Genomic DNA, 20,551 nt, shown 5'->3' with positions numbered 1-20,551 from the left:
CCTTATCCTTCTATCTGTTCACTTGGAACAAACCACTCCTTTTTTCGATAAACCAAATCCTGACTCTTGGCAACAATGTCGCCTGTTCGATCATTTGTAATGCTGATATCATACAATGCTATTGGCCCGGATTGGGATTGTTCTATTGCTTCAGCGATGAGGCAGTCGCCTGATTTTGTGGCTTTTAAAAAATTAATTGCAACGTTCAATGCCACCGCCGTCTGTCCGTAAGAGTTGCTTGCTGCAGCAAACGCCATATCTCCAAGGGAAAAAATCACGCCTCCGTGGGTAATGCCATGGAAATTAAGCATGTTCTCGGTAATGGTCAGGGTCACACGGCTATGGCCCGGTTCCAATACCTCAACTTTAACCCCTAAAAATTGAGCAAACGGATCATGTTGGATATAATCATTTATTTTTTTTTCTCTATTTTTTCCCATTTTAATCAACCTTTATAAAACCTTAGTTTCACTCTCGTTGATTTGGTTTCGCAGTTTACCGGAACATTTGAAAGTGACAATTTTTCTGCTATCCAGCATCATCGTTTCACCCGTGGCAGGATTCCTGCCTTTTCTGGGGGCTTTTTCATTTACCTGGAATTTCCCAAATCCTGATATCATGATGTCGTTTCCGGATGCCAGGGTATATTTGATGATTTCAAGCATCTCTTCCACCGTATCTTTGGCCTCGGCTCCTGATAGATCGAGTGCTTCTGATATTTTTTCAACAATATCCATTTTGGTAAGTGTCAATATTTTTTCCTCATTCAACCCATTGAAAAGATTTAAAGATTGGCCCTAACTACTGTGATTGAAGCCGGATGTCAAGAAAAAGGAATGAAACCCGTGCACAAATCGTTGCCGCCTGCCGTCAAAGGCAACATAAAAGGAATCAAATCAGTTTGTAAAAAAATTCATGGGAATTATGTATAAAGTATTACCGATTTTTGCCGATAAATAACTTTAAGAATTCATGAAACAGCCAAAGAAAAAGAGACGATATGAAATGACAAAACCCAATGACTGCACAGAGTTAAGAAATGGGCCCATGCAGCCTTATGCCCACAAATTTTTAGTGCAACCCCAGGGATGACAAAAGTCAAGGCGGTTGCAAAAAGGAGCGTTAAATTAAATGGTATACAATGCCCTTAGTTCTTATCAGAGAGTTCAGGTCAGCAGTGAAATCAATCCACAAAAATTGATCCTCATGCTTTACGATGGCGCCATCAAACGTATTAGCTTTGCCAAAGATGGCGTGATTAATAAAGATCCCAAACAAAGAGGCGAGAATCTGAGCAAGGCCATTGCCATTATTTCCGAACTCAATGCTTCCCTGCGTAATATTGAGGGTGAAGAAATTGCCTTTTTAAGAAGCCTTTTTTTAGCCATGATGCAGGAACTTTGTAAAGTTTCAATCACCAACGATATCCAAACCCTGGACCGGTCAACCAAATACCTGATGGAACTCAAACGGATATGGGAAACCAGCGTGATGGGGCTGGCGGATACTGCTGAAAAGACCAATAATAAGACTGCACAAAAAAAAGAAGTTTCTTCCATGAGCTATTCAGGGTATGAAAAACATGGTCAAAAAACAAGTATTGCCATTTAAACGGTAAGGAAACACATGAAAGATTCAGTAGCGCATGTTTCAAATCAGTGTAGTGAATATGAAAATCTTCAGAACAGACATTTAGATCTGCTGAGGGAAGAGTTGTTACCAGATATAGCCCAAATGACCATTGAGCGCAGGGGGGCCTCGGAAAAGCTGAAAAGTGCCATTGATGAATTTATCAGCGCAACGAATCAGGCTAAATTTCCATCTGATAATCATGAGATGGCGACACTTAAACAGCGCCTTGGGCTAATCCTAAAGGTTGACGAAGCCATTGGGGTTGAGATACAAAGACACAAGAACCAATTGGAAAAAAGCCTCAAACATCTCAAGCACGGGAAAACAACTTTGGAGAGCTACCGGCCGTCAAAGAACAGCCCAAGTCTTATCAGCATCAGCCGGTAGAAATTGTTTACCTTAGGAAGGCAAGAAATATGAATGTAACAGGAAATGCAATAATCAATACAGACAGACCTGAAACCGGCATTCGGGTTCAAGAAACTGTTGCCGAGACAGCAAGTGAAAAGATTACTACGCTGTCCGAGTTAAAGCAGGCTGAATCTTCTTCGATCAACACCAAGCGGGCTGAAAACCAAACTTCTGAACAAAAAAGTGAGGATACCGGTAATCAGGCCAAATTGACCAGAAAAGATGTTGAAGATATGGTGGAAGCCCTTGAGGACTTTGCCAACACAGTTCAGACAAGGCTGAATTTCAGCATTGATGACGACACCGAGGATGTGGTTGTCAAAATTATGGACAAAGAAACCGATGAAGTCATCAAGCAGTTCCCTGCAGAAGAGATACTTGAGCTTCGTGAAAAAATGCAGGACTTAAGCGGTCTTCTTTTCAGTACGAATGTTTAATTAATCTTTTTCTTCTTTCAAAAGCAGCTGCTGGTGTGAGTAAGGACTGCCCTGGAGGATCAGCTGCATCCCCTCTTTTCTTTCATTGTTAATCACAATAGGCGCCATAAAGTTCGCCGTCATATCTTCGGGTTTGCCTTTGGGAATAGTGATGATGACAAAGCAGGAGAGTTCTTCTTTTCCAAATTCCCATTTAATCGTCTTGTCAAAATCTTTAACGGACAGTGTGTACTCAGGATAAAAACGAAGGGGATCCATGACCACAAATGCCAGATTCGGGTCATCCACGCATTGAAACAGATAAAACGGTGAGGTTTCCTTTTTTTCAAGAACAACATATCGTTTCTGCCGCTTGAATCCGGGAATACCATCCGGCATATTGATGATTTTGTCTTCATCAATACTCACTTCACCGAATTGCCTTGTATTGATCTTCATTACCTTTTATTCAGACTCCTTGTCCTTATTACCTATCAGTTTGGCTGCCCTTGCAATATCAATGTTCTCTGTCTTTTGGGAGGAAAGTATATTTTCCTTTTGAATGGCGTCAAACACCTCCTGCCGCAGAACCGATATCTCCCGGGGCGCATCAATACCTATCCGAACGCTGTTTTTGCCGGTTTCAATCACCTTTACGATGATATCATTGGCAATGACGATACTCTCACCAACTTTTCGTGTTAGAATAAGCATAGGCGTAACAAATAATCCACCGGACTGACATTAATAGTTTAGCTGTTGAATTCAAAAAGGCCGTACAGGCCGGCCGAATTGATTTTTGAATTCATAACCGGACGTGCTATTGTTATAATCATATGTGATATCATAGTCAACCTTGTTCCCGATCCATGTCCTAAAAGGGGCTGTTAAGCCATGTTACACCTGGGCCATGAACAGGCAGTTGGGTTTTCTTGTCTGGGGCATCATCCCTTTGCCTGTATACCGGGCCTGGGCAACGTTATTCCCAATCACATCCATGATGTTATCCACGACAGACAGGTGCTTTTTAATCTGAATCTCATTGGATTTTATAAAGTGGGCCACAATGTCTTTCTCTTTATCAATGGTGCGCTTGAGTTGTCTCAAATCGTTTTTGCATTTGTTGGGCAGCGGCAGGGCATGTACCAGTGCACCCAGGGAAAAGGAATCCGTTTTTTTACCTAATTTTTTATCCATGCCGGGAAAATGGCTTTGGCAAGAAGCAAGAATATTATTTCGTAATGTTTCAATTTTGCCGGCAAGATCTTTCTTGGCCCGGGTTGTCTCCCAGATCATGCCCAGGTCAATGGTTCCGATGGCCTTTTTTTCAGCCTTTAATACCAAGTGCAGCTGCTGGTAGCAGGCAAGTTTTTCCTTAAGCAAGTTTTGGATATTATCGGCCGCTTTTTCCATGTCCCTTCTCCCTATCATGTTAATATAAAACAAGATATTAAGCCTTTAAGGATAGACTCAATCCACAAAACAAGGAAATATTTTCCGTTTTGTATTGTTGTATAGATATAAACAGCAACTATTATGCCATAATCCGATACCGCCAAAATGTCTTCATAGGCTGTCAAACGCTATCCTGAAGCTGCTGGTATAAGAATTCCTTAAAGCCGGTAACACGCCGGCCCTGGGATAAATTGTCAGTAAGATATTGGTCATGCAGGGACTGATAGATATCGGACGCATTGCTTTCCGGGAAAAGACTGTCTCCGGGCAGGGTATCGCGCATACGCTGCATCAAGGTATCGAGCATCAGCGCCTCAAACCCCTGGCAGGCCTTTTTAAGGTCTTTTTCCCGTTGGAGTTGCCGGGCCGTATTTGTGGTATCCTTGGTATCCGTAACCGGCGTCATGGCGCCGGGCATTTGAATAGACATAACTTCACCCTTCCTATAGTATCTCAAGACTGGCCTGCAGCGCCCCGGCAGCCTTGATACTTTCCAGAATACTGATTAGGTCTCTGGGCCGGACCCCTAGAGAGTTCAGTCCATTCACCAGTTCTCCGATGGTAGACGTGCCGGGCAATTCCATAATGTACTCGGGGTTTTGTCCCTGAATCGTTACGTTTAAGTCCCCATGGGCCACGGCCACATTTGAAATGGTCACTTCGCTGCCGATAACCACGGTGCCGGTTTTTTCATTGATCACAACCTTGGCAACGCTATCCGGAACCACGGACAGGCCTTCCACATCGGCAATAAACTCCGCCACATGCTCCTGCTGCATGGATTCGGGCACATTCAGCTGGATGGAACCGGCATCAATGATCTTTGCGACCCCTTCCCCTAATGCGGCATTGATGGTATCCCCCACCCGCCGGGCCGTGGTGAAATCGGGCCGGAACAGGGACAAAGTTAAATTTTTTTTCCCTGTCAGTTGAAAGGGAATCTCTCGTTCCACCGTGGCTCCGTTGATAATCCGGGCAGTGAGAAGATGACTGCTCCTATCGTTCATGCCGGCGGGAATGGCAAGACTGATTGCGCCCTGGGCAATGGCATAAACATTGCCGTCAACCCCTTTCAATGGCATCATTAAAAGGGTCCCGCCCTTAAGGCTTGTGGCATCACCCAACGACGAAACCGTGATGTCAATGCGGTCCCCGATCCGGGCAAAGGGCGGAATATTTGCCGTGGCCATGACAGCGGCCACATTCTTCACCTTGATCTGGCTTTTGTCAAAATGAAGATTCATTTTTTTAAGCATATTGGTCAAGGACTGTCTGGTGAACAGAATATTGTTTTTATCTCCGGAGCCGTTAAGTCCTACCACCAGGCCGTATCCGGTGAGTTGATTGGAACGGACCCCCTGGATGGCGGCCATGTCCTTGATTCGGGTGGCCATGGCAGCCTGCGAAAGGGAAAGCAAACACAGTACGATCCCTATACCGGTCGTTATTTTTTGAGACAGATTTTTCATGGCGTTCCGCTCCTTCAACACTTACCAGGGCCAGATATTATCAATGATTCGCGTCCCCCAGCCCGGTTTCTGTTTGTCGGCAAGGGCTCCCTTGCCGTAGTATTCGATGTGCGAGTCCGCTAAAGAGGTGGACTCCACCCGATTGTCCGAATCAATATCATCGGGCCTCACAATTCCTGAAACCATGATGTACTGGACTTCATTATCCACTTTCATAGCTCTTTTCCCGAATATGCTTAAGTTCCCGTTGGGCATTACTTCCGTAACCCGGGCTGCAATAGAGGCCGTGACCTGACCTAACCTGTCACTTGTGGCTTCACCTTTGGTGGCATTTTGAAAATCAGTGTCAATGAGTTTATCACCGATAGTACCGCCAAGATGCGTCACTTTTCCGAAGGCATTCAAAGTCGGCACCCCCACCGACATACTGGTTGTCCGCTTACCCTCGGAATTCACCTCCATCGTCGAAGACGAATTCTCCACAATATCCACGATCACCGTGTCTCCAATATAAGCCGCCTTGGTGTCATCCAGCAGGAATCTGTTCTGGGCCGTCCAAAGAGAGCCCTCCGCAGGCCTGGCCATGGTGTAACTGGGTTGAACGGCCGACCCAGGCATTGTGTCCTGGGGCAAAACACTTAAGGGCGGTTCACCTCCGCCAGATATACAACCGGTAAAAATTCCGGCCATAAAAATCAGCAAAAACGCCGGCATCCATCGTATTAAATTTTTTTGAATTGACTGCATAACAAACCTCCCGCTTAAAAAACGACTTCCACGGTGCCGTCTTTTGTAACAAGGCCGCGCACCAGTTTTCCAGATGTTAAATTTTGCACTGTCACAGTGTGTCCCGGATAACCGTCTTCCTTGCTGATCCCTAACGTAACAATGGATAAACGGTTCTTTTTTGCCACCAGCTTTATCACGGCCCCTTTTTCAATGGCCGGCGCCTGTTTGAATTCTCCCCGGGTCACACATTCCCCTTTATCAATGGTCCGGGTTATCACCATGCCGCTGACCTGATCAACCGAAGTCATTACATCCGGTTGCCCCCCGAATACGTCCATATCCTGCAGGGTGACATCCGCCGGGGTAATGATTTTGCCCCTTTCCAGGCGTGTAGCCGCAACGACCACAGGTTTCATCTGTGACAGACGCCCTGTGACAGTCAACCGGTCCTCTTTGACGCCGTCCACCCAGACTTCGGCATGGATGGACAGGCGGCCGTTGCTAGAGGGGGTATACCGCTTGTCAAATACCAAGGATAAATCGCCCTGGGGATAGGGTTCAATCCCCCGGACTCTGAAGGCCTTTAGCTTAAATTTTTCCTTTGGAAGCAATCCTGATAAAAATTGTAGAAGCGCCTTTTCCACGTAGGACGGATCAAGCTGCTGGCCGGCACGTTTGACAAATACCCGTTTCGGTACCTGGATATTAATGTCATTGTCATTAAGCCCCATGGCATTTATGGCCGCTGTGACCCTTTCTCCTGAAAGCTGTTTCATCCGGCCGGCCCGGGGTGATTTCCCAAGCTCAATACGTGTCAGTTCTTCTTTAAAAAAATCAGGCCCTGTTATATTTGCGACCTCTCCCAAATATATGACAGGACTTGTAACTTCTGCTGTCCGGGCAACTTCAATGATGATTTTTCCCGGTGTGGCAGCCAATACCGGCAGGCTGAAAGCAAGCAATGAAACTAAAAACACCAACAATGTATGGCTACGGGCCATGGAAACAATAAAATTCAACATACAGCTTGTCTTTTTGCCCATTTTCTTCGTTGCATCAATGGGCACATATTTAAAATGGGCGCCGCAGGCGCTTCGCCCTCTTGTTTCTTGTTTTTTGTCTCTAGCTTCTAACATGGCGGTATCCTCAAAGTTTTCTAAGATTTCAACTGGACGGCCGTTGCCAGCATACTGTCGGCGGTGGTGATGGATTTTGAATTGGCCTCATAGGTGCGCTGGCCTGAAATCAGACTGACCATTTCCTCCACAACATCCACGTTGGAGCTTTCAATATAGTAGTTTAACACGGTTCCGGCCCCGTTCTCCCCCGGTGTATTTTCCTGGGGAGTACCCGAACCTTCGGTTTCTCTGAACAGGTTGCCGCCTACGGCATATAGTCCGGCGGGATTTACAAAGGTCGTTACAAGAACCTGTTCTGTCGCCAGAATGGTGTCATCGTCGGCAAACACGGTCAGGGTCCCGTCACCGTCCAGGGTAATCGTAACGGCCTCTACAGGGATGGTGATTTCCGGCTGAAGACGGTCCCCTGCCTGGGAGGTAATATACCCTTCACTGTCCAGTGAAAAATCCCCTGCCCGGGTATACATATCCTCGTCCCCGTGCAGAACCCTGAAAAATCCCTCGCCCTGGATGGCAAAATCCAGATGGTTATCCGTTTGAAGAAAATCACCCTGGGTAAATATTTTCTGAATACCTGCCGTATTCACGCCCATGCCCACCTGAATTCCAGTCGGTACCTGCCCCCCGCCGGGGGTTGTCTGTCCTGCGACCCGCTGGGTCATGTACATTAAATCCTCAAATGCTGCCCGGGATTTTTTAAACCCGGTGGTGGAGGAGTTCGCCAGGTTATTGGAGGTCACACCAATCTGCGTATCCTGGGCCATCATTCCCGTCGCTGCCGACCAAAGTGCCCGTATCATAAATTGACTCCTTTAAGTAAATTGCCCGACTTCATTTATTGCCTTGGAATCGATTTCATCAAATGTCTTCATGGACTTGGTGTACGTTTCAAACATCCGCTGATAATCAATCATTTTCGCCATTTCTTCTACGACCTGAACATTGGCCTGTTCAAGGGAACCGGCGTGAACCCTGACATTTTCAAGGACAATTTCATCTGCTGTATCTCCGGTATAAACAAACAGATTGTCCCCGGTTTTCTCAAGTCCCTCCATATTTTCAAAGGAGACCACATCAAGGGTATCCAGAAGAGCATTATCTAAAAAAATCTGGCCGGATTCATTTATATTCACACTTGTATTGGGATCTACAGTATCCATGAAAATAGCACCGCCTTGACCCATGACGGGATTTCCGCTTTTATCCACGAGAATACCCTCACTGCTCAACGAAAAATTGCCATTCCTAGTGTACTTAATGCCGTCCGGGGTTTCCACTTTGAAAAGCCCCTGGGGACCTAATGCCACATCCAGGGGATTGTCTGTTTTTATCACATTTCCCTGTGAGAAATCTTGGTCCACCCGGGCCCTGAACGCCTTGTCAAAACTGACGAAATCTTTTTTAAACCCAATGGTGGACGCATTGGCCAGGTTATTGGAGACTGCTTCTAGTTTTCGTTCCTGCCTTAACCCGCCCTGGGTCGGCCGCGTCATTTCAAGAATCATAGGGCCGTTTACTCCTTTGCATGCTTTGCCGATGTGCCTATGGCATTGAGTGGTTTAATTGTACCTTATCCACATTTTATGCAAATGAGATGCCATCTCTTTTTAAATGACGCCCAATCCTTGACCATCGCTCTTTTCAAAAGAATTTTTATTCAACGTGGAGGGGGTATGAGTAAAGGGAAATGATTTGATTTTAAAAATAATGTGCCAAAAGGCCGACATTTGAGACCATCGAATTTGACGCACCCAGAAAATTTTTCCCACTGTTTTGGGATCGGTCTCAGAAAGTTTTATCTCAATGGGTCATCGTCAGGCCCAATCATGGGTGGCAATAAAAATCGCCTTGCATCCCGACCCGTTTAGGATTTCTTTTTAATCCCCTCGGCATTGGCCCCATAAACAAAAGCAAGAAGTTCGGCCACTGCCACATATATTTCAGCCGGAATTTCCTGGCTGATGTCAAGGGATGCCAAGACCTCGATCAGATCAGGATCGTCCTTTACCGGTACCCCATGCTCCAAGGCCAGGGCAATGATATTTTCAGCCACCTTTCCCTGACCTTTGGCTGTGACCGTCGGTGCCGTGTCTTTCAACCTGTCATATTTCAGGGCGACTGCTTTTTTTTTGTTGTCTTTAGGTGCCATGGTCAAACCACGATATTCAAACCTTGCATGTCATCTGGTGTTTTCATGGAAAGCATTAAGCTGGTCGGGGCAATTTGTTCCGGTTGGGCGACCTGGCAGTCGATGGTTCCTGCCTGATATCCGATTCCGGATAGACGCTGTCTCAATTCTGAAACCTTGGGAACAAGGTAATCACAGGTTTCCTGGCTTTCCAATAAAAATCGACCGGTAATGGTTTTATCCAGAATGGAAAAATCAGCCCGTAAGGGACCAAGGGTGGTCATATTTAATAAAAAGGAAATGCTGAGCATTTTTTTTGTATTTGTTGTGCCTTTTTTTCCTACGTCCACCATGAGCTGGCCGAAATCAAAGCCATCCTCCCGCCAGACAGGGAACGGCAGCAGGAATCGTGTGTTATCCGGATTTTGTCCGCTATCCCCGGATTTGATATTTAACTGGGCAAAATTATCCAGCGCATCTGAGATATGTTTTAATTCAGTGGCTTTATTGGGGTCGCTTTCCATACCGGTAAGAAACAAAGAAGCTGCTTTCAGATCTTGGCTCGCCAGCTGTTTGATGACATTGGCAACTGTTTTTTTATCCGGGGCATCTTCAAGGCGGGTTGTCAGTTTTTTTTCAAAGCTCAGACCCATATTTTCTATAATTTTGGGCAAAAATTGATCATCCCGAACATCGGATTTCAGGGAAAGTCCCATTAGGATATCATTCAGAGTCGGCTCCAGGGCCTGGCTAAGCGCACCCAAACCCTGGAAAATTTTTGCAGGGGAAAAGGATTGAAAGTCGGTGGTCTGAAAGGATTTTTCCGTTCCGGAAAGCACTGATGAATCCGGCAAGGCGACCGGCAGGGAAGATACCTGTCTTCCGGTATTCACTGCCGGCCCTGCCGTTTCCGTGGATACAGGCGCAGACGGGGTAGTCACCGGCTTTAGCACAATGCCGTCCTGGGAACGGACAACCTTCATGGGGATATCCATGCCCTGGGCCAGAGGAAGCTGGGTGGAAACAGTCAGTTTCTGACCGCCCACAAGCAATTGAACCCGGTTTTGGGCGGTAACATTAATTACTTTTGCATCCACTGTCTGGCCGGGCTTTATACCTGAGTCCGGCAATGCCGAAGACGTTTGTTTGCCGGGAAGAATTTTAAGCGTGGTATCCGTATCGGGGGAAGACAGGGGGGAGGCCGAGGACAACACCGTGGACGGAACCGGTTTTAGAACCGGACCTTCCCGGGTGGCAACAAGGGTCAACGTCAGCGCCATCCCCGGTTTTAACGGCAGCGGGGTTGAAACCTCAACTTTTTGACCGGCCAACAAAGGTTTACCGGGTCCATTTGAAGGGCCGGGTGACGTTGAAGGCCCAGGTTGCCTACCACTTGACAGAGTCTGTGTGCGATTTCGAACAAGCTCCCCCAAGCTGGAAGCGGTTTCTGATTTTTCTGATAAAAGAAGTTGAACACGATTTTCAGATGTGACATCAAGCACCTTTGCATCGATAATCCGTCCGGGCTTTAAATTTATGACATCCAACGGCCCGGATTGTTTCTGATTGCCGCTGATAATTTTCAGGGACCCAAGGGGCAGGCTGGGGATCATCTGGCGTTCTCCATTGCAATAAATTTTTCCTTGAGGTCGATGACAAGCGCAACCTCCCCTTTGGGTATGGAAAGCCTTTCTGCAATGGTGTCAACATCCATCTTTTGATAGTAAAGATCTATGATCCGCTGTTGCTGATCAAGGACATCGGTTTCTTTGTGAAATAAGGCAGCCCCCCCCTTCGGCAGGGCATTAAGCAGGGAATTATGCTGATTTTCAAGCTGGCTGTACAGGGTGTTGGCCCGGGACAAAAGCAGATTGATGCTGATAATTTTTGAATCCAGAGATTTATCAAGCTTTCGGGTCAGTGTCTGTTTTTCCTGTACCAATCGCTCAAATTCCATAGCCGCATCCTTTGAGGCTTCCAAAATGGGCTCAATCATCTCAGACGTTTCCGTCAGAACTTCCCTGGCCACCACTTGGGCTTTTTCACGGGTTTGGGCGGCGATGTCGCCAAGGTCGGTTCCCTGGGTATGGCTTGGATTGCGTTGGAGCCGGCCGGCCCGCCGGATAAAAAGAAACAGCAGAAAGATTAAAAACACATCAATGATCAGTGAAAGGACAACAAGAAACTCAGTGGGAACCTTCAGCATCATGCCGTGGTATCTATAAGCCGACCCGGCCCATCCGGGTCCGGCGGCAGTTCATCTTGGGGAGTTTGTTTTTTTGCACGTTTGGCCTTACGGGCCTTTTCCCGTTTTTCCCTTTCCTTCTCTTTTTCTTTTCTCAAAGAGAGTGTCTCTTCGCTTTCCTGAACCGTTGTGTTTTCTATCACCTGCTGGTTTTGCTGTTGCACTGCTGCCTGATCGGGATCCGGTTTGGGAGACTGGATCTGGTGGCTCAAATCCTGGGCAATACCGGATTGCTGAAAAATCTGGTTATGTCCATGAACTGTGGTCATTTATTCCCTGCTTTAAGTTGCTTTAAACGATTTAAAACTGATCTTGTCAATATATTGGGGCGGCAATACCTTTTTCAAAGAGGCTTCCACACCCCATAGCAGATCAGCTTCCGTCACTTCATTGTTCTTTTCCGACACCAGCCGGGTTTGAATAGCGCCGTAAATTAAATCCCGGTAAAAGGCAAGATTGCTGTTTATTTCATCATAAGCCCTTTGATCTGAATAATCAATAGATACGTCTGCATACACATAGGTCATGGTCCGGCTTTGATCGGATGCCAGAATGATAAAATCCGTTAACAAAATTGTTCCTGGCCTGCGGCTGGGCGGCAGAGCCGGCGTATCTGCAGAAATATTGGCCTGGCCATCCCGGATAAAATCAATTTCCGTTAAAGAGGCGGTCTGTCTTTCCGGCAGTGGCGCAGGTGCACTTGAAAAAAACAAAAAATAACTTAAAGGAACGGATATTCCCATGAACAGCAAGACAGACGCGGCGGCAAGCACCGCTTTTGATTTGAGAAGGGCTTTTATCTTTTCGCCTTTTTTAGATAATCCCGTTAGGGCAGATTCTTTCCCGTCTGAAATTTCGGCGTTTTCAATGCCTTCCAAAACCACCTGATCCGAATCGGATTCCAAGGCATCGGACTGGGCCTCCAGATCAGTATACGCATCGTCTTCTCCGTCAATATCGCCGAGAACGTCTTCATCCTCCTGATCTGCGGCCATGAGCAGGGTATTAATGTCATCCTGGGAGATGAGGATATCCTCATCTGCATCCAGGAATTCGTCCTCTTCATCCGACTGCTGGAGAAGGGCATCAATATCTTCCTGGGTGACATCATCGTCATTTTCCTGAACGGCATCATCCACCCCGTCCCCATCTGTTGCGGACGTCAGGTCGATCTCTTCCGGCAGGGAGTCCTCTCCGTTGTCCCGGGCATCCCCTTCCGTAACATCCGGGGCCGGAAGACCGGCCTCAATCAGGGCGTCCATATCTTCCTGGGTGAGCATACAATCCGCCACGTCTGCGGCTTGATCTTCATCTATGGGCACATCAAAGGGGTCTTCTTCCCGGCTTGATTCGTCCATAATCGCGGCATCGTCAACGGTCTCATCTTCCACCCTTTGTTCCGCCACATTATCCTGGTTTGATTCAGCTTCCAAGATCTCTGGTTCGGGTTCCGGCTCCGCTGCCGGTTGCGGTTCGGGTTCAGGTATAGAATCGGAGGCGTCATCCCCCTGGGTATCACCATCCATAGCCCCCTGAATATCTTCCAGTGAGATCAACTCGTCATCGTCGTCATCACCGGCCCCGGAATCCTGGGACAACGTTTCGTCATCGTCATCCAGGGCATCGTCCGTCATCAAACTGTCGATGTCGTCCTGGGATAGTTCGCCGGTATCCTCTTCTTCGGTGCCCGACGCATCCATATCCTGGTCGGGTCCGTTAAGCAGACTGTCGATATCATCCTGTGACAACTCTCCGGCATCGTCCGCTTCGGGGCCAGCATCATCATCCGGGTCATCGTCCGTCATCAAACTGTCGATGTCGTCCTGTGACAATTCTCCGGCATCCTTTTCTCCGGTGCCCGACGTATCTACATCCTGGCCGGACCCGTTGATCAGGCTGTCTATATCATTCTGGGCCAACTCGTCGGTATCGTCATCTTCTGAAGAGATATCCAGCAGTTTATCAATATCATCCTGGGAAATTAGATCGTCTTCTTCTTCCAAAATCGGGTCTGACATAACTCCCCCTAAAATCTAAAAAATAAATACTACTTATTACTTAAAAGTAAAGCAAATATCAGGCCAATCAAAATAAATTATTTTCCATAGCTATCCAGGCTCGCGTGCAGTTTCACCAGAACAGCCGTATGGATCTGGCAGATCCTGGATTCAGTCAAAGACAAAACCTCCCCAATTTCTTTCAAGGTCAGTTCGTCATAATAGTAAAGGGAGATAACAATCTGCTCTTTTTTCGTCAATTTTTTGATGGCTTTCACCAGAACGGATTTCAGTTCTGCCCGGTAAAAGTCGTCTTCGGGATTTTCGTCACCCCTGAGGCCGGCCTGAAAACGGGTCTCGGAAGAGATATCATTTTTTTTCGTTTTGATGAAATCATCCAGACTGAGGACTGCCGCCCCATGAATATCTGTCAGCATATTCTGGTACGTTTCCAGATCCACGCCCAAAACTTCACAAATTTCATCGTCCTCGGCCGGCCGCCCCTTTTCATCCTCAATGGTTTTTGCCGCCTTGGAGATGTCCTGGATTTTTTTTCGCATGGACCTTGAATAGGTGTCCATGCTGCGCAATTCATCCAGAATGGCTCCCTTGATACGATACCGGGCATAGGTTTCAAGGCTGACATGTTTGCCCGGATCAAATTTGTCCACCGCATCAATGAGCCCCAGAGAGCCTGCTGACATCAGTTCGTCAAAAAGTACACTGGTGGGTAGCCGCATGGCAAACCGGGAAGCAATGTACCGGACCAGATACGCGTAATTGACAATACTCTCCTGCCGCCAGGCCTCCCACGCCGCCTGATTTTTTTTGTTAGGGTATTTCATGGAAATATTATTGCGTCCTTTTGTAAAATGACCATAACCACTCATTTGGCCGCCGCAAACACCCGGTTCATAAAAAAGGTCAGATTTCCCTGGTTCTGGTTTGTCCTGTCGTCGTTGAGCAGGTTTTTTGCAAGATCGGACACGGCATCAGCTGCAGGGCTGTGCTTTACGGTATCCAAAAGGATGCTGCGGTTTCGAACAGCCTTTTGCAGGGCCGGGTCAAAGGGAATATACCCGCAGTATTCCAGAACCACATTCTTTAAAAATTTATCCAGGGCGTTGCTCAAAGAGCCGTAAACTCTTTTGGCCCCGTTCCGGTTGTCCGCCATGTTTACAGCCAATTTGAAATGTTTTATTCCGTACTCCTGGGACATGACCTTCATCAGGGCATAGGCATCGGTAATGGAGGTGGGTTCCGTGGTGGCCACCACCAGGCACTGGTCCGCCGATGCGTTAAAATAGAGCACATTGGAGGAAATGCCGGCGCCGGTATCCAGCAATATTATGTCTGCCATATCGGAAAATGCCTCAAACTCAGATAACAGCGTCAGTTTTTCACCTTCGCTGAACCGGGTCAAATCGGCAAACCCGGAACCACCGGGTAGAATGCCGATGCCGTGATTCGTTGTTATCATTACCTGGGACAAGGTTTTTTCCCCGGATACCAGATGGCGGATGTTATATTTGGGGCGCAGGTTAAATACGATGTCGATATTGGCCAGGCCCACATCCGCATCAATGATCACCACCCGTTTTCCGAGCCGTGTCATGGCCACGGCCAGGTTCCCCACAATATTGGTTTTGCCCACCCCGCCCTTACCGCTGGTCACTGCAATGACCCTGGGGTATGAACTGCCATTGGAAGCCCCGTTTCGTTCCCGTTTTTGCATAGCACTTGTCCTGGCCATCTGCCGCAGTCCTTTTGCCTGATCCACCTAATCTCCTTTGGGCTCTTTTTTTAGAATTATCTTCAAAAGCTCATGGCGGTCCGGGATAATCAAATCCTCGGGCACCTTCTGGCCGTTGGTTACCAATGACACCGGCAAGTCATGGCTTGCCACCTGGTCAAGAATTTTCCCGCATCTTTTTGTCTCATCTGTTTTTGTAAATACATAGGTGTCTGGATTGAATACGGAAAAAGCAGATGCCGCTTCCTTCATATTAATCAATTCAGAGGTAACACTCAAGGTTAAATGAACGCTGATCTGGAAATCATTTTTGATCAGCTCAAGGATTTCGTCAATTTTTTCCTTGTCATAATGGCTGTGCCCCGCCGTATCAATAAGCACCAGATCCATGGATTTCATCCGGTCCAGGGCGCATGCCAGATCCTGTCGTGAAAAGGCCGGCACACAGACCAGCCCCATGATGCCGGCATAGGCTTTGAGCTGCTCAAAGGCCCCGATCCTGTAATTGTCTATGGAGACCAGCCCCACCTTCATTTTCCGGGTAAAGCTCAGATAGGCGGCCAGTTTGGCAATGGTGGTGGTCTTTCCCACACCGGTCGGCCCCACAAAGGCCGCCACCTGGGGAAGCCCGGAAGAGTTACGCCGGGTGAAAAAGTCCTTGGTGCGAAATTGATCCAGACACAGGCCCATAACTTTTTTTTTCAACTGCGTCATTTGCGAAATTTTATCAAGATTTTCATCCAGATCAGCGGCAGCTTTTTGAACAAGATCCGCCGCCAGACGTTCGCTGACACCGCAGCGAAGCAGGGAGGCCAGCACGCCCACGGATTCGAAATGGTTGCACAAAATGGACTGCACCCCGGAACCGAAACCGGCCACTGAAAGGATGTCCTTTATCTCCGCAATATCTGACTTCAAAGATTCCACATCCTGTAGAACAGGTGTTTCCTGTTTATCATCACCGCCCGAAGGGATTGCGGCCTCAACTTCGAACATGGTTTTTCCGTAGGGATCTTTGGGTGATTTGGGTACCTTTCGGGTGGAAAGAATCATGGCATCGGGCCCCAGCTCCTCCTTGATGCCGGCTAGGGCCGTCTGGATATTCGGTGCCCTGAAAATTTTTTTATCCATTCTTTAAACTCACCTTTCCGACAGCCTGCAGATTTATGTCATCCACGATCTCTGCGTGGGATACCACAAATACATTGGGAAGAGATGGCTCAATCAGACGACGGACATGACGGCGCAATGTGGGCGATGTCATGAGCACCGGCTGGGTGTTCAATGTGATGAGCTTTTCCACCTGTTTTGATACGGCGCCGACAAATTCTGTGATCAGGACAGGCTCTAAGGCCAGGTAAGTTCCATGGTCGGTCCGTTTAATATTTTTTGTTAAAATTTCTTCAAGCTTCCGGTCCAATGTCATGACCTGCAGCTTTTTACCGGGCTGCAGATAGGGTGCCAGCATGCCTTTGGCAACCCGTTGGCGTACATATTCGGTTAACAGGTCCGGATCCTTGCCTGCCGGGGCGAAATCTGCCAGGGTTTCCACGATGGTCAACAGATCCCGGATGGAGATACGTTCCCGCAAAAGATTCTGGAGCACCTTCTGGACAGCACCGACACTTAACAGATTCGGTACCAGCTCTTCCACCACCTTGGGGCTGGTTTTGGCCAGGTTATCCAGGAGATGCTGGACATCCTGCCGGCTAAGCAGGTTGTGGGCATTGTTTCTGATGATCTCCGTCAAATGGGTGGCAATCACCGTGGAGTTGTCCACCACAGTGTATCCGGCAAACTTGGCCTCCTCTTCCCTGGACATGGGAATCCACAGAGCCGGCAGGTTGAAGGCCGGTTCAACCGTTTCAATTCCGTCAATTTCTTTGGCCGCACCACCAGGATCCATGGCCAGATAATGATTGACCATCAGCTCTGCACCGGCCGCCTCAACACCTTTGATCATAAGCCGGTACTGGGCCGGGGTTAAATTCAGGTTATCCCGGATATGGATGGGCGGTACAATAATGCCCATCTCCGTGGCAAACTGCCGGCGGATGGCCTTGATCCGCCCTAGAAGCGTGCCGTCCTGCTGCTTGTCCACCAAAGGAATCAGACCATAACCCACTTCCAGTTCCATGGTATCCAGACGCAGCAGGTGATCCACATCCTCAGGCTTTCCGGGCGTCTCTTCCTGGGCCTGGGTCTCGGCCTTTTCAATTTCCTGCTGTTTTTCTTCCGCTTTTTTCTCCCCCTGTCCTAAAAAATACCAGGCAATAGTTCCCATGGTAATGCCTAGGGTCATGAAGGGGATGGTGGGCAGGCCAGGGATTGCGCCCATGAGGAAAACAATTACCCCCCCCACCATGACCGGTGTGGTACTGGAAAATAGATGTTTGGCAAATTCCTGACCCATCTTGTTTTCTGCACCGGACCGGGAAACCAGAAGACCTGCGGCCGCAGAGATCAAAAGCGCCGGAATCTGGGAGACAAGGCCGTCACCCACGGTAAGCAGGGTGTAATTGGTCAACGCTTCGCCAAGGGGCATGCCCTGTTGCACCACGCCGATGACAAAGCCTGCGCCGATATTGATCAACGTGATGATAATGCCGGCAATGGCGTCACCACGGACAAATTTGGAGGCACCGTCCATGGCACCATGAAATTCCGATTCCCTGGCAATGGCAGCCCGTCGCTCGCCTGCTTCTAATTCGTCGATCATACCGGCATTGAGATCCGCATCAATGGCCATCTGTTTGCCGGGCATGGCATCCAGGGTAAAACGGGCGGCGACCTCTGCAATACGGCCGGCACCTTTGGTGATTACCATGAAATTGATGAGCACAAGGATAATGAAGATGATCAGACCCACCACATAGTTGCCGCCCACCACAAAAGCGCCGAATGACATGATGATCGCCCCCGCAGCCTCGGGCCCCTCGCTGCCGTGCAAAAGAATCAGCCGGGTAGATGCTACATTCAACGAAAGTCTGAAAAGGGTGAGCACCAGAAGCAGGGTGGGAAAAATACTGAAGTCAAGGGGTTTTTGAGTATACATGGTGGTGATCAGCACCACAATACCCAGGGAAATATTCAGGGCCAGAAAGAAATCAAGGATAATAGGATGCAAGGGCAGGATCATTGCCATCAGAATGCCGATAAAGGCCAGAACCATCAGGATATCTGATGACTCTTTTTTCATTGTGCCCATTATACCGACGTTTTCCGTGGACATGTATCCTCCTTGCTGATGGATGCTTGACATCCGGTGCCAAAAAATTGACTTTTTACCGTTTAACTTTGCTGACCATTCTTAAGCCCGTAAACATAGGCAAGCAGTTCCGCCACAGCCTGGTAGTATTCAAATGGAACCTGGCCGCCAATGTCTACTACTTTATACAAATTCCGGGCCAAAGGCTTATCTTCCACCACCGGCACATCGTTTTCCCGGGCAATTTTCTTGATGTTTTCGGCCACGGCACCTGCGCCCTTGGCCACAACGCTCGGGGCATCCATCTTTTCTTTGTCATACTGCAATGCCACGGCAAGGTGGGTCGGGTTGGTCACAACCACATCCGCCTTGGGCACGGCAGCCATCATGCGTTTTCTGGCTGCGGCCATCTGGAGTTGACGAATCCTGGATTTAACAGCCGGATCACCTTCCGTTTGCTTACGTTCGTCCTTGACCTCTTTTTTGGTCATTTTCTGGTCTTCTAAAAACTTCCATTTCTGGAAAGCGTAATCCAGAATGGCGACCAAAATCATGACGATACAGACTTTTATAAAAATCCAGAACGATTTAATAAAAAGAAAAAGAAGAATCTGGGGTACAGCGTGATCGTACAGCCTAAGCACCTCGGACAGGTCACCCTTTGTGGCCAGATAGCAGACCAGTGAAATCACGGCAAGCTTGGCCAGTGATTTTACAAATTCGACGATGGCCGAGGAAGAAAATTTCTGTTTAAATCCGCTAATGGGATTCAGTTTGGACAGTTTCGGTTCCAAGGCTTTCCAGGATATCTGGAATCCAACCTGTGCCAGGTTGGAAATGATCGCCACAACACAAACGGCGGTAAATACTGGCAGGCACATTAAAAACATTTTTTTGGCGTGATAAATCAGCATCACGCTCAAATCTGCCGGATTTAGTTCCGGCACCCGCTCAAACATAAAATTATAACGAAAGACTTCCACGCAGTTTTGGTAGAAAAAAAATGCCGTGGCATACAATGCCGTCACACCGCCCAACACGACAAAGACCGAAGGAATTTCCATGCTCTTGGCAACCTGGCCTTCCTCCCTTGCCTTGTTGAGCTTTCGCCCCGATGCGTCTTCGGTTTTCTCGCCGCCACCCTCTGGATCTTCGGCCATATGTTATCCTCCGCCCATATAAAACAATAGTGTCAGAAACAATTTTCTGCACGGTTCAATGTAATTTCGGGTAACAATGAAAATGATCGGCAGGGTCATGGAAAAAAAAATCAGGCCCACTGCGATCTTCACCGGGAAGGCCACAATCATCACATTGGTTTGGGGTGAAAATTTTGCGATTAATCCAAAGCCGGTATTGACAAAGGTCAGGGCGGCAATGACCGGGGCACTGACTTTAATGGCCGTCACAAACAACCCGGCCCCCACATCCAACAGTCGGGGCGTCAAGGCGGAATGCATGATAAACCCACCCACAGGCACCAGCTCAAAGCTGTCAATCATGGACATGATAATAATATGGTGGCCGTTGAGTATAAGAAAAATGACCAGACAGACCCAGTAGCCGATTTGATCCATGATGGAGACATTTTCACCGCTTTGGGGGTCCATAACATTGATCATGGCAAATCCGATCTGAAAGCCGATGACCTGGCCGGCCATCTGGATGCCTGCAAAAAAAATCCGCAGGCAAAGCCCCAGAGCAAGGCCCACAAGAATCTCGGCGCCCAGCATCAGGCCAAAGGTGGGGACATCCTCTGGAAAACGGGCCGGATCCACGGGCACCACCGTATAAAACAACAGGGTTAAAACCAGAGCAAACGCCATTTTCAGCCGGTTGAGAATTATATTGGACCCAAAAATAGGAAACAAAAATAAAAACACGGATACCCGTGCCAGAACCAGCATAAAGGTTCTAAAGCGAATGGGATCAATGAGATCAAGCAGTTCCACAGTCGCTCTGTCCTAAC

General features: G+C 48.1%; 25 protein-coding genes. 3 read left to right on the top strand and 22 right to left on the bottom strand.

The window, feature by feature from the left end; genetic code table 11:
• Window positions 1–2: 2 nt before the first annotated feature.
• Together B147_RS0116180 and B147_RS0116175 are read right to left on the bottom strand one after the other, a co-directional pair.
• Entirely contained in the window at window positions 3–440 is a 438-nt protein-coding gene (locus B147_RS0116180) for a hotdog fold thioesterase (protein WP_020588247.1), read from the bottom strand.
• A gap of 12 nt (window positions 441–452) precedes the next feature.
• A complete protein-coding gene (locus B147_RS0116175) occupies window positions 453–752 on the bottom strand; it encodes an integration host factor subunit alpha (RefSeq protein ID WP_020588246.1) in 300 nt (99 codons plus the stop codon).
• Window positions 753–1,131: 379 nt separating this feature from the next.
• Between B147_RS0116175 and fliS the strand changes: the two genes are divergently transcribed.
• From fliS to B147_RS0116160, 3 genes are read left to right on the top strand one after another with little or no spacing between them, the layout of a single operon-like run.
• Window positions 1,132–1,611: a flagellar export chaperone FliS gene (gene fliS / locus B147_RS28635; RefSeq protein ID WP_020588245.1), complete on the top strand. Its 480-nt coding sequence runs from the start codon at window positions 1,132–1,134 to the stop codon at window positions 1,609–1,611.
• Between the two features lie 15 nt (window positions 1,612–1,626).
• The gene (locus B147_RS0116165; RefSeq protein ID WP_020588244.1) at window positions 1,627–2,019 is read left to right on the top strand and encodes a hypothetical protein; all 393 of its coding nucleotides are present in this window, start codon (window positions 1,627–1,629) and stop codon (window positions 2,017–2,019) included.
• Between the two features lie 29 nt (window positions 2,020–2,048).
• The gene (locus tag B147_RS0116160) at window positions 2,049–2,480 is read left to right on the top strand and encodes a flagellar protein FlaG (protein ID WP_020588243.1); all 432 of its coding nucleotides are present in this window, start codon (window positions 2,049–2,051) and stop codon (window positions 2,478–2,480) included.
• On the opposite strand, the gene fliW is transcribed toward B147_RS0116160, so the two are convergent.
• The 20 genes from fliW to fliR all read right to left on the bottom strand — a co-directional run bounded on the left by fliW (window position 2,481) and on the right by fliR (window position 20,534).
• A complete protein-coding gene (gene fliW / locus B147_RS0116155) occupies window positions 2,481–2,918 on the bottom strand; it encodes a flagellar assembly protein FliW (RefSeq protein WP_020588242.1) in 438 nt (145 codons plus the stop codon).
• A 6-nt stretch (window positions 2,919–2,924) separates the two neighbouring features.
• Window positions 2,925–3,173, bottom strand: coding sequence for a carbon storage regulator CsrA (gene csrA, locus B147_RS0116150; protein ID WP_020588241.1), 249 nt, complete (start codon window positions 3,171–3,173; stop codon window positions 2,925–2,927).
• Window positions 3,174–3,356: 183 nt separating this feature from the next.
• Window positions 3,357–3,872 carry a flagellar export chaperone FlgN gene (gene flgN, locus B147_RS0116140; protein ID WP_020588239.1) on the bottom strand — a complete coding sequence of 172 codons (516 nt, stop codon included), beginning with the start codon at window positions 3,870–3,872 and terminating at the stop codon, window positions 3,357–3,359.
• Window positions 3,873–4,035: 163 nt separating this feature from the next.
• Window positions 4,036–4,344 (bottom strand): rod-binding protein, encoded by a 309-nt coding sequence (locus tag B147_RS0116135; RefSeq protein ID WP_020588238.1) that lies wholly within the window; start codon window positions 4,342–4,344, stop codon window positions 4,036–4,038.
• Window positions 4,345–4,357: 13 nt separating this feature from the next.
• A complete protein-coding gene (locus tag B147_RS0116130; protein WP_020588237.1) occupies window positions 4,358–5,383 on the bottom strand; it encodes a flagellar basal body P-ring protein FlgI in 1,026 nt (341 codons plus the stop codon).
• Window positions 5,384–5,404: 21 nt separating this feature from the next.
• Window positions 5,405–6,130, bottom strand: a complete 726-nt coding sequence (locus B147_RS0116125) for a flagellar basal body L-ring protein FlgH (protein WP_020588236.1) — start codon at window positions 6,128–6,130, stop codon at window positions 5,405–5,407.
• A 14-nt stretch (window positions 6,131–6,144) separates the two neighbouring features.
• Window positions 6,145–7,248 (bottom strand): flagellar basal body P-ring formation chaperone FlgA, encoded by a 1,104-nt coding sequence (gene flgA, locus B147_RS0116120; protein ID WP_020588235.1) that lies wholly within the window; start codon window positions 7,246–7,248, stop codon window positions 6,145–6,147.
• Between the two features lie 20 nt (window positions 7,249–7,268).
• Window positions 7,269–8,051 (bottom strand): flagellar basal-body rod protein FlgG, encoded by a 783-nt coding sequence (flgG, locus tag B147_RS0116115; protein ID WP_020588234.1) that lies wholly within the window; start codon window positions 8,049–8,051, stop codon window positions 7,269–7,271.
• Window positions 8,052–8,063: 12 nt separating this feature from the next.
• Entirely contained in the window at window positions 8,064–8,756 is a 693-nt protein-coding gene (locus B147_RS0116110) for a flagellar hook-basal body protein (RefSeq protein WP_020588233.1), read from the bottom strand.
• A 359-nt stretch (window positions 8,757–9,115) separates the two neighbouring features.
• On the bottom strand, window positions 9,116–9,400 hold the full coding sequence (locus B147_RS0116105; protein ID WP_033397528.1) for an EscU/YscU/HrcU family type III secretion system export apparatus switch protein: 285 nt from the start codon (window positions 9,398–9,400) through the stop codon (window positions 9,116–9,118).
• A 2-nt stretch (window positions 9,401–9,402) separates the two neighbouring features.
• A complete protein-coding gene (fliK, locus tag B147_RS0116100; protein WP_020588231.1) occupies window positions 9,403–10,992 on the bottom strand; it encodes a flagellar hook-length control protein FliK in 1,590 nt (529 codons plus the stop codon).
• Window positions 10,989–11,588 carry a hypothetical protein gene (locus B147_RS0116095; RefSeq protein WP_020588230.1) on the bottom strand — a complete coding sequence of 200 codons (600 nt, stop codon included), beginning with the start codon at window positions 11,586–11,588 and terminating at the stop codon, window positions 10,989–10,991. Before B147_RS0116095 ends, fliK begins: the two co-directional genes overlap by 4 nt.
• A complete protein-coding gene (locus tag B147_RS0116090) occupies window positions 11,585–11,893 on the bottom strand; it encodes a hypothetical protein (protein WP_020588229.1) in 309 nt (102 codons plus the stop codon). The genes B147_RS0116095 and B147_RS0116090 overlap by 4 nt, the downstream gene beginning before the upstream one ends.
• Window positions 11,894–11,905: 12 nt before the next feature.
• The gene (locus B147_RS0116085; RefSeq protein ID WP_020588228.1) at window positions 11,906–13,642 is read right to left on the bottom strand and encodes a midas domain-containing protein; all 1,737 of its coding nucleotides are present in this window, start codon (window positions 13,640–13,642) and stop codon (window positions 11,906–11,908) included.
• 77 nt (window positions 13,643–13,719) lie between these two features.
• The gene (locus B147_RS0116080; RefSeq protein WP_033397538.1) at window positions 13,720–14,466 is read right to left on the bottom strand and encodes a FliA/WhiG family RNA polymerase sigma factor; all 747 of its coding nucleotides are present in this window, start codon (window positions 14,464–14,466) and stop codon (window positions 13,720–13,722) included.
• A gap of 41 nt (window positions 14,467–14,507) precedes the next feature.
• Complete coding sequence (locus tag B147_RS0116075) at window positions 14,508–15,401, bottom strand: MinD/ParA family protein (RefSeq protein WP_020588226.1); 894 nt, start codon at window positions 15,399–15,401, stop codon at window positions 14,508–14,510.
• Complete coding sequence (locus B147_RS0116070) at window positions 15,402–16,505, bottom strand: flagellar biosynthesis protein FlhF (RefSeq protein ID WP_020588225.1); 1,104 nt, start codon at window positions 16,503–16,505, stop codon at window positions 15,402–15,404.
• Window positions 16,498–18,606, bottom strand: a complete 2,109-nt coding sequence (gene flhA, locus B147_RS0116065) for a flagellar biosynthesis protein FlhA (RefSeq protein ID WP_020588224.1) — start codon at window positions 18,604–18,606, stop codon at window positions 16,498–16,500. The genes B147_RS0116070 and flhA overlap by 8 nt, the downstream gene beginning before the upstream one ends.
• Window positions 18,607–18,665: 59 nt before the next feature.
• Complete coding sequence (flhB, locus tag B147_RS0116060) at window positions 18,666–19,742, bottom strand: flagellar biosynthesis protein FlhB (RefSeq protein WP_020588223.1); 1,077 nt, start codon at window positions 19,740–19,742, stop codon at window positions 18,666–18,668.
• A gap of 3 nt (window positions 19,743–19,745) precedes the next feature.
• Window positions 19,746–20,534, bottom strand: a complete 789-nt coding sequence (fliR, locus tag B147_RS0116055) for a flagellar biosynthetic protein FliR (RefSeq protein ID WP_020588222.1) — start codon at window positions 20,532–20,534, stop codon at window positions 19,746–19,748.
• Window positions 20,535–20,551 lie beyond the last annotated feature (17 nt).

Source organism: Desulfobacter curvatus DSM 3379 (assembly GCF_000373985.1).
GTDB lineage: Bacteria > Desulfobacterota > Desulfobacteria > Desulfobacterales > Desulfobacteraceae > Desulfobacter > Desulfobacter curvatus.
The sequence above is the reverse complement of the archived record's forward strand: the minus strand, read 5'-3'. Positions and strand labels throughout refer to the sequence as shown.

Coding starts and splice junctions, on each gene's coding strand:
- B147_RS0116180 (WP_020588247.1), bottom strand. CDS start 440: ATGGGAAAAAATAGAGAAAAAAAAATAAATGATTATATCCAACATGAT.
- fliS (WP_020588245.1), top strand. CDS start 1,132: ATGGTATACAATGCCCTTAGTTCTTATCAGAGAGTTCAGGTCAGCAGT.
- B147_RS0116165 (WP_020588244.1), top strand. CDS start 1,627: ATGAAAGATTCAGTAGCGCATGTTTCAAATCAGTGTAGTGAATATGAA.
- B147_RS0116160 (WP_020588243.1), top strand. CDS start 2,049: ATGAATGTAACAGGAAATGCAATAATCAATACAGACAGACCTGAAACC.
- fliW (WP_020588242.1), bottom strand. CDS start 2,918: ATGAAGATCAATACAAGGCAATTCGGTGAAGTGAGTATTGATGAAGAC.
- csrA (WP_020588241.1), bottom strand. CDS start 3,173: ATGCTTATTCTAACACGAAAAGTTGGTGAGAGTATCGTCATTGCCAAT.
- flgN (WP_020588239.1), bottom strand. CDS start 3,872: ATGGAAAAAGCGGCCGATAATATCCAAAACTTGCTTAAGGAAAAACTT.
- B147_RS0116135 (WP_020588238.1), bottom strand. CDS start 4,344: ATGTCTATTCAAATGCCCGGCGCCATGACGCCGGTTACGGATACCAAG.
- B147_RS0116130 (WP_020588237.1), bottom strand. CDS start 5,383: ATGAAAAATCTGTCTCAAAAAATAACGACCGGTATAGGGATCGTACTG.
- B147_RS0116125 (WP_020588236.1), bottom strand. CDS start 6,130: ATGCAGTCAATTCAAAAAAATTTAATACGATGGATGCCGGCGTTTTTG.
- flgA (WP_020588235.1), bottom strand. CDS start 7,248: ATGTTAGAAGCTAGAGACAAAAAACAAGAAACAAGAGGGCGAAGCGCC.
- flgG (WP_020588234.1), bottom strand. CDS start 8,051: ATGATACGGGCACTTTGGTCGGCAGCGACGGGAATGATGGCCCAGGAT.
- B147_RS0116110 (WP_020588233.1), bottom strand. CDS start 8,756: ATGATTCTTGAAATGACGCGGCCGACCCAGGGCGGGTTAAGGCAGGAA.
- B147_RS0116105 (WP_033397528.1), bottom strand. CDS start 9,400: ATGGCACCTAAAGACAACAAAAAAAAAGCAGTCGCCCTGAAATATGAC.
- fliK (WP_020588231.1), bottom strand. CDS start 10,992: ATGATCCCCAGCCTGCCCCTTGGGTCCCTGAAAATTATCAGCGGCAAT.
- B147_RS0116095 (WP_020588230.1), bottom strand. CDS start 11,588: ATGATGCTGAAGGTTCCCACTGAGTTTCTTGTTGTCCTTTCACTGATC.
- B147_RS0116090 (WP_020588229.1), bottom strand. CDS start 11,893: ATGACCACAGTTCATGGACATAACCAGATTTTTCAGCAATCCGGTATT.
- B147_RS0116085 (WP_020588228.1), bottom strand. CDS start 13,642: ATGTCAGACCCGATTTTGGAAGAAGAAGACGATCTAATTTCCCAGGAT.
- B147_RS0116080 (WP_033397538.1), bottom strand. CDS start 14,466: ATGAAATACCCTAACAAAAAAAATCAGGCGGCGTGGGAGGCCTGGCGG.
- B147_RS0116070 (WP_020588225.1), bottom strand. CDS start 16,505: ATGGATAAAAAAATTTTCAGGGCACCGAATATCCAGACGGCCCTAGCC.
- flhA (WP_020588224.1), bottom strand. CDS start 18,606: ATGTCCACGGAAAACGTCGGTATAATGGGCACAATGAAAAAAGAGTCA.
- flhB (WP_020588223.1), bottom strand. CDS start 19,742: ATGGCCGAAGATCCAGAGGGTGGCGGCGAGAAAACCGAAGACGCATCG.